Here is a 14,098-nt window from a genome sequence, read left to right as displayed (position 1 = left end):
AATATTGTTTATGGGAAGAAACGCTCAACGAAGTCACGGAGCTGGCGAGCGTATGGGCTACCCTGACCTGATCGGTATGAGCGAAATCCGCACGTTCGGTCAGAACGAACTAGCGAAAAGAGGCTTTCGATATATAAAGGCACCGAAGCCGAAGGAAGTTATCGAATACCTCGACCATGGCGATAAAGACGATATGCTGATGCGGGATTATCCGCGACCGAAAAAAGAATAACTTCTACTACCCGCCCCTTGCGATAAATGGATGCTAAACGTCCAGAAACCGTCCAAGGGGTAGTTGCTTTTCGGAAAGGGAAATATACGTTTTTCGAGGTGCTTTATGAGAATGTCTTGATTAAATTATCCATCAACATCGATTGATAGTGTGTTATCCACAGATTCCACAACCTATTACATTCGTGGTATCATTTGTAATAGAATAATCGTAACATTTTGAAGTAAAGTGAGGTGTGGAAAATGACGGGGGCTAAAATATCGTTATTTTTTGGAGCAGGCGCAGAAATTGGTTATGGATTACCCTCGGGTGGAAAATTCGCATTAGACCTCTTCCGAACGCCAGTTGATGAAGATAAAGCTGAGTTTCGTAAACAACTTGAGAAAATCAACAATACATCAACCTATGCTGTAAAGTGGTTGCCTAATGACTACCAAAAGAAGAGGGTTCATGTATTCGGACGGGGGGATTATGAGGCCATTGTTGCTTCCAGCTTGGAAAATAGACGAGAAGAAATACTGTCATACTTGGACAATTTTGATCATGGCGTTCACAACCTTCTTAAAAACTGGCACATTTCAGAGGATGAATTGCGAGCAAAGTTTAAAAAAGAGACGGATATTGAGATTGGGGACATTTTATATGGACAAGCTGTAAAATTGAATAACCGTCTAGCTGATAGTGTAAAGTTATTCGAGTCCTCCTTCTTTTCCGCGATGTTAAAAACCTTGGAATCGAATCCCGAACATCGAAAGTTACAACGTACCATTCGAGCAATATTAGAACTTCTTGTCGGTTCTTGTGGTCAGCGACTAATTTCTAAACTAAACGAAGAATTGTTTGAATCAGCCCCTGAGAGGCTATCGGTTTTTGATGATTTATCAGGAATTTTCAGTTTGGATTACCGCAATGTTGGCCAAACGGGTATGGAGATTGTGCTTGAAGAAAAACCGCATGCTGTTTCAGCCAACAGTTCACTAGAAGAGATCATGGCAGAGCTAGGGAGAACAGTTCTTGAGGACATATACTCAAAATCGATTGATTATCAGGCCCTAATCGACAGCCATTTTCGCTATCTTTATAATCCGAAAGCACATTGGGCAAAGTTTACTAGGATCAGTATCTTTCTTCATACGGTTAGAAGGTACATAAGTTCCCACAGCAACATTGACCCTGATAAAATTGCCAATGGGCCAGGATACTATCATGATTTATTGTCCTTGTCCAAGTATGCAACAATTACTGCAATAGGAACAACAAATTATAACAGTTTTGCAGAGCAAGTTCTTGACAACACCACGCTCTCTTCTGTACCTGTATTTCACCTCAACGGCAGTGTATCAGAATTTTATGATCCTTATTGCAATAACATTTTGATAAACCCAACTGAACAGCAGCTAGCGAGCTATGAACACATCGTTGTACCGTTCATATTTACCCAAAGCGGAATTAAGCCGTTGACTTCCATTACAATGTCGAAAAGATACGTTGAGTTATACGATAAATTTAGAGAATCGGACATCATATGCATCATTGGGTATGGCTTTAATGGAGATGATGGCCATATCAATGGGCTTTTCAGGTCTTTGGCTGTTGAAGGTAAGAGACTAGCCATTTTACATTATGGTAACAAAAATGAATCAACACTCAAAAAAGAATATCAAGCCAAATTGAGGTTATTATCTTCTGACAACCTTGACGTTTTCACAATAAACGACGACCGATTAAACCATGGAAAGATTTGATGGGAATCGGTGCTTGAAAAGTATTCCTTACTATCAGTGACTAACATTTCTTGAGTAACCGAAGGGGTCCCCCTCTTCGGTTATTTCTATATTTTCGCTTGTTTGCCCCATTAATTGAGTTTTTATCACTTAAACGTCTGAAAGAGTCACCCATTGTGCAAAGACTGGAAAAAATCCTTGACAATTTTGCCCAGATCAGCAACAGTAGGATACAAATATGCATACTTTGGAACACAATGCCATACATTTGGAACACATAATGAGGAGGTGTTGATGTGTGAGTTATACGGCGAGCAAGGTGAAGGGTGTAGGTAGGCATTCTTGGTCAATTGTTTTTAGGCATCCGGTTCGTAAAGATCCGACAGGTAAGGTTGGACTTAGGGTAAGAAGAGGATTGGGAACAACTGATGAGAACGAAGCACAGCGCTTAGTGGATCAAATGAATGAGATTCTTTCGGACAGTTCGCTTTGGGACCTAAGTGCCAAGCCGTTAGCCCTTCTGCGCTACAATGAGAAGATTGTTGCTGCGTTCTATGACTACTTGGAACCCAAAAACACGGACTATTACAGCCTTAGAGAAGCTCATCTGCCTTTACCTGGGGCGGATCAAGGCTACGCAAAGGTGCTTCTTGTGGGATCTACAGGGGCTGGGAAAACCACCTTGCTACGTCAATTTATAGGTTCTGACCCCAAAAAAGACCGGTTTCCCTCCACATCACCCAATAAAACAACTGTCTCAGATATTGAAGTTATTTGTTCTCCGGGTGATTACGAAGCGATCGTCACTTTCTTTGAACTCAGGGAAATCAGGCTTCATGTTGAGGATTGTGTTATGGCTGCGGTACTAGCTAAAGTAAACGGCATGGATGACAACACAGTTTCCATGAGATTACTTGAACATAGCGAACAACGTTTTCGATTTTTTTATGTACTCGGCGACCCAAATTTAGATTTGGACGATGAAGAAGAGGAAGATGAAGACCAAGAGTTGTCCGTCAATGAGCACCGAGTAACTACAGAAGAGAGGAGCAGATTTTTAGCAGTAATTAAGGGTTACTTAGCCCAAGTGAACGAACTTGCTTCGGTAAGTACAAAAGTAAAAGAACAGCTAATTAAGGAACTCAACATTAACCCTGATTCTTTGGATTCGGAAGACAAGACAGCTTTTGAGGAAATCTTCGATGAGGAGCTTAGGCAAAAGAAGGAATTCCACGCTTTAGTTGATGAAATTCTAGATGAGATGGCGGAACGGTTTAAACTGTTGAAAGATGGAGAATTAGAATATGATGGAGATCAATGGCCTTTAACATGGAAGTATCGCACCAAGGATAGAACAACATTCATAGAAAATGTGAGAAGGCTGTCAAGTAACTATGCCCCTCAATTTGGAAAATTGTTAACGCCCTTAGTTCAGGGCATTAGGGTCAAGGGGCCATTTATGCCGAACTGGTACAACGTCGTGCCAAGATTGGTTTTAATCGATGGTCAGGGTATAGGACACACGGTGTCGTCAACAAGTAGCTTACCTTCACAAACATCTAGAAAGTTTGATGCTTGTGATGCAATTATACTTGTTGATAGTGCGAAACAGCCAATGCAAACAGCTGCCTTATCTGTTATTAAGGAACTTGTAGCTAGTGGGCACATCTCTAAGCTTCGTATTTGCTTCACTCACCTTGACGAACTTAAAGGCGATAATTTACCGACTCGAAAAAGCCGAATTAACCACGTCGGGGCTTCCTTAAATCAGGTTGTTTCTCACATTAGAGAAACATTGGGATACGAAGTTGCAGTAAATCTGGATCTGTTGTTATCTGAGCGCTCGTATTACTTGGCAAACTTAGATCAAGTCATGCAAGAAAAAGATAAGCACACTCTTGAACAACTTAAAGATTTGATTTCTACCTTAGAAACAAGCATCTTTGTGGAGAAGATATCAGAGGCAATCCCTTTTTACGATGAGGCAAATTTGATAATTGCTGTTCAAAATGCAACCAAAAGATTTCATGATATATGGAGAGGTCGTTTTGGTAAAGCAAGCTCATCTAATGAACCAGCCCAGCACTGGACGAGATTAAAAGCCTTATCTCGCCGTCTTGCTTTGAACTATGATAATGGGGAATACGATAACCTCCGCCCAGTATCAGAACTTAAAGATCGATTAATGGAACATATTAGAATTTATCTAAACCAACCTGTTCGTTGGGTTCCAGGCAATGTATCGGACGACGAAAAGAAGAATGCCGTTGATAGAATTGCTCGTGAAATTCACTCCAAGCTCTTCGACCTAACAACTCAGCGTCTCTGGACCGATCGACTTACTTCCTGGAATAATGCTTTTAATCTTAGCGGCAGGGGTTCTGCACAAAGACGAATTGAACACATGGAGAGAATCTACGATCAAGCTGCACCGATTCCGGGAGAAGCGGCAACAACACAGTCACATGAATATCTATTAGGTATTAGACAGCTAGTAAAAACTGCAATTACATTGAAAGGTGGCAGGTTTGTCTAATCATAATGTTTTGAAACTATATTCGCTGACCCTTCTGCGAACTATGCAGAGGGGTCATTTGCATCAAGACAAAGCGAGAGACTGAGGTACAGAAGAAGCGTCTCAAGCTTTTCGCTACTTACACCACTGACACTACTTACGGAAGGGAACGGGTAGGACATTTACTGCAGAGGCTCTTCGAGGACCAAGCAGCGACAAAAATTTCGCCGTTATGACCGTTAAGGTTAACCGTATCACAAGTGAAGGTAAAGCGGAAAGTGGAGATTATGGTAAACCTGAAACAGTGGGGAATTAAGGCTTAACGCTTCAAATGCAAAGGAATTGAACTATGGTAATTATAAAATGACCGAACAAGCACGTACTTGTCCGGTCATTTTGAATGTTACAACGTTTGTCCGCTATCTATCGTAATAATTTGTCCTGTCATCGCTTCTTGTTCCAAGACTGCACAGATAAATTGAGCAATATCTTCGGGTGTTGAAATACGCTGCAACAGAAGATTCGGAGCTAACCTCTTCATTTGTTCTTCCCTTCCAGCCCACCATCTTGTCGCGACGGCTCCCGGTACAACGCAGCAGACTCTGATGTCTGGAGCTAGAGCACGTGCTAACGATTTGGTAAGACCGTGAACTGCCGCTTTGGATACGGCGTATGGAAGCGAAGAGCCTAACCCTGTTTGGCCCGCAATGCTGCCAAGATTGACTATCGCACCTTGTTTATTACGTTTCATAAAAGGGGCAACGGCTCGCGCGCAGTAAAACATTCCTTTGACATTAACATCATAAAGCTCATCCCATACTTCCTCCGTTGCCGCTTCTAAATCGTCAAACGAAATATGTCGTGTAATACTGGCATTATTTACAAGCAAATCAACAGTCCCGAATCGTTGCACAATGGTATCGACCATTTCCCTTACTTCCTTGTCTTGGGAAACATCGGCTCGTATGGCTATTGCGCGCCCACCTTCATGATTGATGATTTGTGCCGTTTCTTCCGCATCGGCTTTAGAACGCGAGTAGTTCACTACAACGGCTGCACCTCGCTTAGCCAGTTCGAGGCATGTAGCCCTACCGATCCCAGTACCGCCGCCGGTAACGAGTGCCACTTTGTTTTTTAAATCCATATCAGTCATCTCCTTCTGTTAAATCATTATCTAAAAGAATTGTATATTGCCGTTCGTTATTTTTATAATTGAATAAATTAAATTATTCATTAAAAATCTTTGAATTGTGGAATGGAGATACTAAGATGGATCTTAAAACATTAAAAACGTTTCAAATGATAGTGAACTTCGGGAGCTTTATCCGTGCAGCTGAAGAAATGAATTATGCTCAATCCACAGTCACGATGCAAATCCAAAAACTTGAATCCGACTTGGGCGTTCAGTTGATCGAACGCGGGAAAAAAATTCGGTTAACAGAAGCCGGAAGACTGTTTTACGAACAAAGTTTGCAAATTGTAAAGAATATGGAGCAATTGCTAACGAACTTGTCTAATATTCGATTAGGTGAAGCGGGAAATATTCGTTTAGGGGTTACGGAGCCAACTGCCAGCTATCGATTACCTGATATCTTGAAGAGGTTTTTATCTCACTATCCGAAAATCCGTATCTCCGTGGACATTGCAAATACGCCAACGTTGAGTGAACGACTTCTCAAAGGGGACCTTGATATGGCTCTTTGCTCGGCGCCCGATCTGGGTTCTGATCTTTATTTTGAACCGTTATTTAAGGAAGAGTTTGTGGTCTTGATGCCGGAGAACCATCCGCTTGCTCAAAAAGAGGTTATTGCGCCGGATGATATTCGGGGACATCGTCTTCTCATTACTTCAGCAACCTGTCCGTACCGCAGAAAACTTGAGATGGTGTTGCAGGAATCAGGGAACATTTCATTAGACACGATGGAGATAGGGAGTATGACGGCTTTGAAATACTATGTCGAAAGCGGATTAGGTATTGCCCTTGTTCCAAATACTGTATTGAAGACAGTTCCTATAGGAACCACGGTACGGACTATCAACGGTAGTCTCATAGATATGACTTTCGGCATCCTCTGCAAAACATCAGAATATCCATTGAAGCTGGCAAGCTCAAAGCTTTATCGATTTCTCAAGCAGGAGCTTTATAAACGATCGGTTGATATTTTATAGGACAATACGTTACATCGTGTTTGAGAGAAGAGTGTGTGAAAATGGTCTGCTTTACCACAACCACTCAGGTGAACCGTATCATAAGTGATCGTAAAGCGGAAGTTTGAAATAGTGCTTGAAAGGCAGCCGCTCGTACATGGAATACCTATTGTCTAGTCTCTATCACCGTATCGACGCTCGAAGAAGGGCAAACCGCGCCGCTGTGGCTGTCGCCCATCGCATCTTGACGATTGTTTACCATCTCTTGATACGCAAACAAACATATAAAAATGCCCCCTTTTGATCCTATACTCAAGATAACCAAGAGTGTGTCTGGAATCACATGTGGTCAGTATAAAAGCCTTAACCCTTGCAAGAAGATGGGTTAAGGCTTTGGTATTGTGTGTTCCCAGGCCCTTGTAGACGGACTCCTCATCTTAACCAGCCCCTAATTGGATGATTACCATCAGATTATAGTAGATATTTGAATCGATAAATATCATAATAGATTATGATATGGTCTAATTGAGACAGAAGGCGCGTTCCGAGGTGGAGGCCCTCCTTTTGTAACGCCTAAGCAGGAGTGCCTACTCTTTTTTAACAAATATAGGGGAAAAGGAAGAGGATCATGAGCAACGAGAATAAAACAGACGTTATCTTAATTGGTGCTGGAATCATGAGCGCGACTTTGGGAACATTGCTGAAAGAGTTAGCACCGGAATGGGAAATCAAAGTGTTTGAGAAACTCGCAATGGCAGGTAAAGAAAGCTCAAACGAGTGGAATAATGCAGGTACGGGACATGCTGCACTATGCGAGCTGAACTATACCCCCGAAAAATCTGACGGATCTATCGATATTCGCAAAGCTATTAAAGTGAATGAACAATTTCAGCTTTCAAAACAGTTTTGGTCTTATCTTGTAAACAGAAATCTGATTCGGAATCCGAAGGACTTTATCATGCCAATCCCTCATATGAGCTTCGTACAAGGGGAAAAGAATGTAGCGTTTTTGAAAAAACGTTTTGAAGCGCTTTCAAACATCCCCTTGTTTAAAGGTATGGAATTTTCTGATGACCCTGCAAAATTGAGGGAATGGTTTCCGCTTATCATGGAAGGCCGTAAAGTGAATGAACCGATTGCGGCCACGAGAATCGACTCTGGAACAGATGTCAACTTTGGTGCATTAACACGCATGTTGTTTGACCACTTGAAGCGTAAAAACGTCGAGATCAACTACAAGCATCAAGTGAAGGATATTAAACGTGCGAGCGACGGCTCGTGGAAAGTGAAAGTGCATGATCTCGTTAGCGGTGAAATCGAATACCATACGGCAAAATTCGTTTTTATCGGCGCGGGGGGCGGAAGTCTGCCTTTGTTGCAAAAAACCGGTATTCCTGAGTCAAAACATATTGGAGGATTCCCAGTAAGCGGACTGTTTATGGTATGTAAAAATCCGAAAGTCGTAGCCATGCACCATGCAAAAGTATACGGTAAAGCTAAGGTTGGTGCTCCTCCAATGTCTGTTCCCCATCTTGATACAAGATATATTGAAAACCAAAAAACATTGCTGTTTGGACCGTTTGCCGGCTTCTCACCAAAATTCTTGAAAACGGGTTCATATTTTGATTTGATCCGTTCCATAAAACTGGATAATATCTTGACGATGTTGGCGGCAGGTATAAAAGAGATGGCATTGACAAAGTATCTGATCCAGCAAGTGATGTTATCGAATGAACAGCGCATGGAAGAATTGCGTGAGTTTATTCCGACCGCCAAAAGTGAAGATTGGGATATCGTGGTAGCTGGCCAACGTGTGCAAGTGATCAAAGATACAAAGGAAGGCGGTAAAGGAACACTTCAATTTGGTACGGAAGTTGTATGTGCCGCTGATGGATCGATCGCTGCGTTGCTCGGCGCTTCTCCGGGTGCTTCTACTGTCGTTCATGTTATGCTGGAGGTATTAGAAAAATGTTTCCCGCAACATATGATGGAGTGGGAAATGAAAATAAAAGAAATGATTCCTTCTTATGGCGTGTCACTCGTGGAAAATCCAGATCTTTTGCAAGAAATTCATACTTCTACGGCGCAGACGCTTGGTCTAACCGAAAAAGAACTGGTCTATAGTTAATCCTTTGGATGTAGAAACAAAGGAATTGAATAAAAAAGTTAACACATCATTTTTTCATCTATGGACAATCGTTTCTATGATAAAGAGATTGAAAAGGAAATGATTGAAATAAACAGTTATATGGAATAAATTGGGGATTTAACACAGATCTTTTGATCAATCTTTGGATTGAAGGTTCTTTTTTTAGAGAGGTGGCGAACCGTATCATAAGTGACACAAATTTTAGAGCCTCCGTTTTAGAGAGGCTCTTTCCAATTGTTTTTTAAAGTATAAAACCCGTAGAACTATTCCATCCTCGATCCGCATTCCTTACAAAACTTACCTTCTGGTACTCTCTCACCACATTCTGGACAATAAACTTTCCTACTATCCGATTTACTTGTCTGACTATTGGAAGCAGTAGTAGAGTGCAACTTCTCCAAGGCGCTCATCATTGCTCTCTCTGATCCCCAAGCCCTTCTAATATTGTTCGGATCGAGAAGTCTGCAGTGATCAGTAAATTTATTCTTTTGAAGTTTCCATCCACCTGACTCGGCTAATGTGTCCCAAAAGAAAAGTCCACCCATAGTTGAAAAGTCAATATTCGGCATTGAACCAATAAGATCACACAGTTTACCTACTAGTTTAGGGTTTGAGGAGATCATAGCTATCTTCGATTGAAGCATATTGTATACCTCCTTATCGTTTCACAGCGCGAAAAAAATAAATATTACTGCGCCAACTATCCAACCAATAGGCCCATCTGCTACACAGGCAACGTATATTCCCAATGGTGCTAAGGCTACGAAAAGAAATTTACCGAAAGTATTAAAAATTACAGAAAATAGGACGAAGAATATTCTCATACCCCCACTCTATTAGGTATATTATGGAAGCCTAGGTGATTGGAGAATTACAATGCAAAAACAACAAGTTGAATATTTTGTTTTCGTGAAGTCACTTTTTGATAAAAAAAATCGAACGATATTTCTGTTTCAGGCCAATATAGTGTGAAAAGTTTGAGGGGGAGTGATGGATGAATAATTCGAATGAACTTAATCAACTCGTCAGCCTTTCATTAGCTGGTGATCGAGAAGCCTTTAGTGAGATTTATGAACAAACGATTGGGAATGTTTACAAAACCGTTCATTTTTTGCTCGAGGACAAATCGGATTTAGAGGATGTGGTACAGGAGATTTACATTCAACTACACAAATCTCTAGCCAGATTTGATATAACCAAATCTTTTCATTCATGGTTAATGGGAATTGTGATTCGGCAGGTTAATTCCAATCGCAGAAAGAAGTGGATGCGATTTCGAATTACAAATAAAAACATGGAACAACCCCAAATCTTAATTGAACCTGATTTTTCCGATGGAGTTGTAGATAACCTGTCGAATGAACAGTTACTTAATACAATCCAGCATCTACCGTTCAAATTAAAGCAAGTGATTATCCTTCATTATCTGAACGACTATTCACAGGAGGAAGTCGCGAAGATTCTTGATATTCCACTAGGAACGGTGAAATCTAGAATCAATTCAGCTTTAACAAAACTACGGCAAAAAAAGGAGAGTTCAGTAAATCTTTTAAGAAAGGTGGAGAATCAACATGAATTTTGAAAATCAAATTCGTAGTGTCTTACAGGAAAATGCTCAGAAGATTAAACCATCAGCCGAATTGAAGGAAAAAATTCTAAGTAGGATTGAGTTTAAAAATGGAGGAGCTAAAATGAAAAAACGATTGATAGCAGGAGCATTGGTTGCAGTGTTTTTGATTCCATCAGGGGCGTTCGCGTATTCTTATCTCGTCGACCAAGTATATGGTTCTAAAGAAAACTTCATTCAAGCTGGTGGAAATCAAAAAGGTTACGAACATTTAGAATCGAAACTCCAACGAGCAAAATCAACGTTGAGTGCGGAGGAATTTGGGCAATTTATACTACTGCTTAAAGATATGGCTTATTACAATGTAAAGATGGCAGATATACATGGGAATCTGCATCCTGAACGTTTAAGTGCCGAAGACCAAAAGAAATATGAGCAAATCAAAAAGGAAATACAACCTTACTTTGATAAGTTGAACAGTGCTCATTCTGTTGATACTAAAGTTATAAATCACTAGTGTTGCATTAATTAATTCAGAATATTCTTCTATTATTTTTTTCATCTCTTAAATAAAAAAATCCTTTACAATGGAGAGGTCAGGTAGTCCTGTCCAAATCCATTGAAAGGAAATACACTTATGGACAAGGATAAGGATACCCTACTTTCGGCATTTGGTAAATGGGTTGAACCACTTTTTCAGTGTAATTTTCAAGAAAAAGTAGATCAAAACCAACAAGATAAATACGCTAAGAAGCTTACTACGAAATCTTACGTCCTGTTATTTCTGCACGCCATCTTGCAAAAACGTGAAAGTTTACGTGCCGTTGCGGCAGATATCTTGAATCCTCATATGCAAGAATTCTTGCAATTAGATTCCATCAGCTATTCGCAACTTTCACGGAAACACCGTCAGGTGGATACCGATCTACTCGCTCATCTGTTTTTTTCTTTAGTTGGAAAAATCCAATGCATGGCTGCTAACCCTGCCGGGCGGAAGCCATACAAAATCATAGACTCAACTACGATCAGTTTATGTTTATCAAAATACCGCTGGGCGAGCTTTCGGAAAACCAAAGCGGGAATAAAAATCCACGTGAGCTTGGCATTTGTCGATCATGATGAAGTCTATCCTGAACAGATTCGTCTAACGACGGCGAAGCCTAATGACATCACACAAATGGATTCCTTGATTGATGATTCGGAAGCCATCTATGTGTTTGATCGTGGTTATGTCGATTACAAGAAATTTGATGATTATTGCCGTAGGGGAATAGGCTTTGTTACCCGTTTGAAGGACAATGCAACGTTCTACCTTCTGGAATCTCAAGTGCTTCATGAGAGTCCTGTCCTTGCGGACACAAAAGTGTTGCTAGGATCCCCTCAAAAGCCCATGGATCACGTACTTCGACTGGTCGAGGCAAAGGATTCACAGGGCAATGACATAAGAATTATTACCAACTGTTTTGATTTGTCAGCAGAAGAGATCAGTGACATATATCGTACACGATGGGCAATCGAATTGTTTTTTAAATGGATGAAACAACATTTGAGAATCAAAACGTTTTATGGTCTCTCCGAAACGGCGGTTTGGAACCAAGTGTATCTTGCTTTGATCACCTATTGTCTGATGATTCTAATGAAGATGCAAATTCAAACTACCAAAAGCTTATTGGAGTTGCTTCGAAGTCTAAAGGCCTTCTTATGGTGCGATTACATAGAATGGTTCAAGTACAATAGATCATCGAAAAAAAGGCGAAGGTAAGAGATCTCAGCAATGAATCGGCATGCCAGAATACAGGACAGTAACGGAACCCTTTCTTTTTAGAATATACATATTATACCAAATGGGCGGGGCTACCTTTAACGTGCTCTGTCCTTATTTTGTTAAAATAGCATTAGATTAAAACGCAGAAAATTCAGTTATAATTTATGCAACACTAGTGGTTATAAATAAGTAATTCTCTATTCAATCACCATCTGTGGTAGATGGTGCTTTTCTTTTGTTATGAGAGGCAATTGGAAGGATTGTTTTATGTATGAAATCAAAAAAGACGTGATTGCTCACGTCCTTTAACAGGGCCATTCCAATAAGGGTGGTATATTATTAATGAAAACCTTATGTTCATAATCAACTATGTGTTTAGGTGAAGATCGGTGAACCGTATCACGAGTGATAGTAAAGCGAAAGATTGAGATTATATTTACGGGGATTTATGTAAGGTGGGTTAATGAGAACGCTATCACAAATAATCGTAAGTGTAAACAGGAACTTGATATCGATTCCTGGAAATTATATCACTAGAACCAAATTTACCAACTAAAGGGGATATAGTCACTACTTTCAATAAACTTAACGGTGATCATTTCTCAAGAAATGCAGACTCATGAGTTGAGTCCGATATACTGTGTAAAAATGGTTCAGTAATCTAGCAAAAATTGAGCCATTTCGCTTCCTCTTTGGTAGAATAAGGTTGGCGACTAATCTACTAAGGAGGAATGGAAAATGGCTCAATATCAGATTAACCTAAATGATGAAATTTTGCACGGTTTATTTCAGAGGGATGAAGCGGTAGCTCGATTAATCGAGCAAGTATTGAATCAGGTCCTTCAGGCCCAGGTTACAGAACAGCTGAAAGCAGCTCCGTATGAGCGTACCGAAGAACGTCAAGGATACCGGAATGGTACACTCCCCCATACTCTCACTACACGAGTAGGGACGCTCACGCTTCGCGTTCCAAGACTCCGGAATGGTCAATTCTCTACAGACCTTTTCATGCGCTATCAGCGGAGTGAACAAGCTCTCGTCTTAGCCTTAATGGAAATGGTGGTCAATGGGGTCTCCACCCGTAAGGTAGCCAAAATTACGGAGGAATTGTGTGGAACAGAGTTCTCAAAATCAACGGTGTCGGACTTGTGTAAACGCCTGGATCCCATTGTACATGCCTGGAACAATCGGAACCTTAGAGAGCATACGTATCCCTTTCTCATCGTGGATGCCATGGTTTTAAAAATCCGGGAAGAGGGACGTGTGCGTTCTCGGAGTGTCATGATCGCAACGGGCATTAACGAAGAAGGATATCGTGAAATCCTGGGGCTGATGCTTGGAGACAGCGAATCGGAAGCAAGCTGGACAGAGTTCTTTTCATGGCTCAAAAGCAGAGACTTGCGAGGCGTGGATATCGTCGTCTCGGACAGCCATAGTGGGTTGGTAAATGCCGTAAAAGCGCAATTTCAGGGATGTACGTGGCAACGTTGTCAAACTCATTTTATGCGTAACTTACTGGATGCTACACCCAAGTCCCTACAAGGGGATGTCTATGGGCGTGTAAGAGCGATTCTTGACGCTCCTGACTTAAAAACGGCGAGAGTCTTACTGAACCAGGTGATCGAAGACTATTACGAAAAAGCTCCACGTGCTATGCGGGTGCTTGAAGAAGGATTTGACGATGTGACAGCTGTATTGGAGCTTCCAGAACGTTATCGCAAGCGATTACGCACAACCAATGGCCAGGAGCTCCTGAACGAAGAAATCCGTCGACGCGAGCGGGTGATCCGCATCTTTCCCAATCGAGAGTCCGCCTTACGGCTGCTTGGTGCGTTGCTGATGGAGATGGATGAGAAGTGGAGTACGGGCCGTCGCTACCTGGACATGACTGAGTACTGGGATTGGCGCAAAGTACAGAAAGAGACTTTGAAACAGGCTTCCAAGGTACACCATCTTCGCTAGACGACCTGTTCTACCAAAGAGGGGATTTTACACACA

The 14,098-nt window shown here is 41.3% G+C and carries 11 protein-coding genes and 1 pseudogene; 10 read left to right on the top strand and 2 right to left on the bottom strand.

Annotation, left to right across the window (positions count from 1 at the left end):
• Window positions 1–52 precede the first annotated feature (52 nt).
• From DNHGIG_RS07065 to DNHGIG_RS07055, 3 genes are all read left to right on the top strand, one after another.
• Window positions 53–232 carry a hypothetical protein gene (locus tag DNHGIG_RS07065; RefSeq protein ID WP_282199010.1) on the top strand — a complete coding sequence of 60 codons (180 nt, stop codon included), beginning with the start codon at window positions 53–55 and terminating at the stop codon, window positions 230–232.
• Between the two features lie 242 nt (window positions 233–474).
• Window positions 475–1,977 (top strand): hypothetical protein, encoded by a 1,503-nt coding sequence (locus DNHGIG_RS07060; RefSeq protein WP_282199009.1) that lies wholly within the window; start codon window positions 475–477, stop codon window positions 1,975–1,977.
• Window positions 1,978–2,254: 277 nt separating this feature from the next.
• Window positions 2,255–4,492: a P-loop NTPase family protein gene (locus tag DNHGIG_RS07055; protein WP_282199008.1), complete on the top strand. Its 2,238-nt coding sequence runs from the start codon at window positions 2,255–2,257 to the stop codon at window positions 4,490–4,492.
• Window positions 4,493–4,874: 382 nt separating this feature from the next.
• On the opposite strand, the gene DNHGIG_RS07050 is transcribed toward DNHGIG_RS07055, so the two are convergent.
• Window positions 4,875–5,615, bottom strand: a complete 741-nt coding sequence (locus DNHGIG_RS07050) for an SDR family NAD(P)-dependent oxidoreductase (protein ID WP_282199007.1) — start codon at window positions 5,613–5,615, stop codon at window positions 4,875–4,877.
• A 125-nt stretch (window positions 5,616–5,740) separates the two neighbouring features.
• Here DNHGIG_RS07050 and DNHGIG_RS07045 point away from each other — a divergent pair, with 125 nt between their 5' ends.
• From DNHGIG_RS07045 to DNHGIG_RS07035, 3 genes and pseudogenes are all read left to right on the top strand, one after another.
• A complete protein-coding gene (locus tag DNHGIG_RS07045; protein WP_282199006.1) occupies window positions 5,741–6,640 on the top strand; it encodes a LysR family transcriptional regulator in 900 nt (299 codons plus the stop codon).
• Between the two features lie 119 nt (window positions 6,641–6,759).
• Window positions 6,760–6,905, top strand: a pseudogene (locus tag DNHGIG_RS07040) (IS110 family transposase); the annotation flags it as partial.
• 342 nt (window positions 6,906–7,247) lie between these two features.
• Window positions 7,248–8,747, top strand: a complete 1,500-nt coding sequence (locus DNHGIG_RS07035; RefSeq protein WP_282199005.1) for a malate:quinone oxidoreductase — start codon at window positions 7,248–7,250, stop codon at window positions 8,745–8,747.
• Window positions 8,748–9,031: 284 nt separating this feature from the next.
• Here the strand turns inward: DNHGIG_RS07035 and DNHGIG_RS07030 are convergent, their stop codons facing one another.
• Window positions 9,032–9,412 carry a zinc ribbon domain-containing protein gene (locus tag DNHGIG_RS07030; protein WP_282199004.1) on the bottom strand — a complete coding sequence of 127 codons (381 nt, stop codon included), beginning with the start codon at window positions 9,410–9,412 and terminating at the stop codon, window positions 9,032–9,034.
• A gap of 350 nt (window positions 9,413–9,762) precedes the next feature.
• On the opposite strand from DNHGIG_RS07030, the gene DNHGIG_RS07025 reads away from it, so the two are divergent.
• The 4 genes from DNHGIG_RS07025 to DNHGIG_RS07010 all read left to right on the top strand — a co-directional run bounded on the left by DNHGIG_RS07025 (window position 9,763) and on the right by DNHGIG_RS07010 (window position 14,062).
• On the top strand, window positions 9,763–10,350 hold the full coding sequence (locus DNHGIG_RS07025) for a sigma-70 family RNA polymerase sigma factor (RefSeq protein WP_282199003.1): 588 nt from the start codon (window positions 9,763–9,765) through the stop codon (window positions 10,348–10,350).
• Window positions 10,340–10,852 carry a DUF3600 domain-containing protein gene (locus DNHGIG_RS07020; RefSeq protein ID WP_282199002.1) on the top strand — a complete coding sequence of 171 codons (513 nt, stop codon included), beginning with the start codon at window positions 10,340–10,342 and terminating at the stop codon, window positions 10,850–10,852. The genes DNHGIG_RS07025 and DNHGIG_RS07020 overlap by 11 nt, the downstream gene beginning before the upstream one ends.
• A gap of 120 nt (window positions 10,853–10,972) precedes the next feature.
• On the top strand, window positions 10,973–12,097 hold the full coding sequence (locus DNHGIG_RS07015; RefSeq protein ID WP_282197990.1) for an IS4 family transposase: 1,125 nt from the start codon (window positions 10,973–10,975) through the stop codon (window positions 12,095–12,097).
• Between the two features lie 741 nt (window positions 12,098–12,838).
• Window positions 12,839–14,062: an IS256 family transposase gene (locus tag DNHGIG_RS07010; protein WP_282197986.1), complete on the top strand. Its 1,224-nt coding sequence runs from the start codon at window positions 12,839–12,841 to the stop codon at window positions 14,060–14,062.
• Window positions 14,063–14,098: the final 36 nt, after the last annotated feature.

It is taken from the genome of Collibacillus ludicampi, assembly GCF_023705585.1.
Lineage (GTDB): Bacteria > Bacillota > Bacilli > Tumebacillales > BOQE01 > Collibacillus > Collibacillus ludicampi.
The sequence above is the reverse complement of the archived record's forward strand: the minus strand, read 5'-3'. Positions and strand labels throughout refer to the sequence as shown.